The sequence below is a fragment of the Ruegeria atlantica genome, from assembly GCF_001458195.1.
Taxonomy (GTDB): Bacteria; Pseudomonadota; Alphaproteobacteria; order Rhodobacterales; family Rhodobacteraceae; genus Ruegeria; species Ruegeria atlantica.
The window spans coordinates 1-1545 of sequence record NZ_CYPU01000045.1; the positions used below are offsets into that span (position 1 = coordinate 1).

Here is a 1545-nt window from a genome sequence, read left to right on the forward strand (position 1 = left end):
GCAGTATGGTCGGTATGGGTATCGCCGGGTTGCGGTGTTGCTGAGAGAGGCTGGATGGTCTGTCAGTGATGGGCGCATTGAACGGCTTTGGCGACGAGAGGGGCTGAAGGTGCCTGCAAAACAGCCCAAGAAGGGACGGCTTTGGCTAAACGATGGTTCATGTGTTCGACTCAGGCCGGAACATAGCAATCATGTCTGGAGCTATGACTTCGTGCATTGTCGCACCGATGATGGGAAACCTGTTTCCAAGTGCGTCCTGTTCTTTCACACGTACAACGTGGCATATCTCTTTTCCCCGTTTTAGGGGGGAGCGTTACCACCAAACCTGTACTATAAAGGGTGTGTACTGTTTTCTTTTTGGGGTGTACGGGTTTGGCGGCTTGGCACCCCTTACTTTTTTGCCGCTTCCAACTCTTTCTTGATGGCATACCGAACCAATCCAGAGATGGATTGTTCCCGGCGTTTTGCCTCTTCCCTAACTTCCTCTTGAAGTTTCTTATCCGCAATAATCGTCAAGTGAGCGCATTCCCGCATATGTCTGGTCCCCTATATGTGGTGTATAGGGGTATGGTAGTAACTAAATATGTGATCACACAATCCCTAAAATTTCCTCAACCCAATGTTTTTATTAGACTATTTTCAATCTGGGGGTTGTTCTGGGGGTTGAAAATAAAGGGACGCCCCGTAGGGTGTTGTAATTAAACGATCTTTTTTGGATAGTTGGTGCGGGCGGTGGGACTCGAACCCACACGGGCATACGCCCTTCAGATTTTAAGTCTGATATGTCTACCATTCCATCACGCCCGCTCAGCGCGCCGGGTCTCTGTTGGACCTCAGGAATTCAGTAAGGCCATCAAGTCATGAATTCAATGGGTTTTGCCTGGGAAACTTCGGCATCAAAACGTCGCCGCCCGCCGCATTTCCCCTGCCCTTCCGCCTACGCGGAACATTAATCACAGTCTCTTGAGTTGCATGACTCTTGCTGAGCGGCCAAAGCAATAAACTTGGCAGGGAAAGATGCGGTAGCTAAGGCGCATCGTTCGGCTATCGCGCCATTCCAAAAAGCAGATGCTCGGATCGAACTCGGTGCCACCTTCAAGGTGGTTCTGGCCAAGTCATGAACCGAATTACGCTTGAAGCGAAAAACTTAGCCCTCCAAAGCGGCCATTGCAAAGCTCCAGAGCAATAGCCGCTTTGTCCGCGTTACTTCTCACCAGCAGAGACGTTCCATGAATGTGTTGCGGCGATCGGTTGAAACGGCAGCGCATTGCAGTCGTTCCCGGCAACTTGATTCAAAGTCTGCTTTGCGGGGCGGTCTCAATGGGTCGATGCAACACATGCATTGAAACGCTCGGCTGGTGTTTCGTAGTTGAGCGTCTTTCGAGGTCGTTCGTTGAGCTGCCTTGCGACAGCACTGAGCTTTGCCTGACTATGTATCGACAAGTCCGTGCCCTTTGGGAAGTACTGTCGCAGCAGGCGGTTGGTGTTTTCGTTTGTGCCGCGTTGCCATGGGCTGTGTGGTTCACACAAAAAGACATCGATATC

General features: G+C 51.1%; 1 protein-coding gene, 1 tRNA gene and 1 pseudogene. 1 reads left to right on the top strand and 2 read right to left on the bottom strand.

The genetic code is table 11. The features are described 5' to 3' along the window. Nucleotides 1-238, top strand: a pseudogene (locus RUA4292_RS24090) (IS3 family transposase); the annotation flags it as partial. A gap of 483 nt (nucleotides 239-721) precedes the next feature. Here RUA4292_RS24090 and RUA4292_RS14750 read toward each other — a convergent pair. Together RUA4292_RS14750 and RUA4292_RS24095 are read right to left on the bottom strand one after the other, a co-directional pair. Continuing rightward, nucleotides 722-807, bottom strand: a tRNA-Leu gene (locus tag RUA4292_RS14750). Between the two features lie 510 nt (nucleotides 808-1317). After that, nucleotides 1318-1545, bottom strand: a 228-nt coding sequence (locus RUA4292_RS24095) for an IS30 family transposase (RefSeq protein ID WP_145974907.1), incomplete at its 5' end; no start/stop codon positions are given.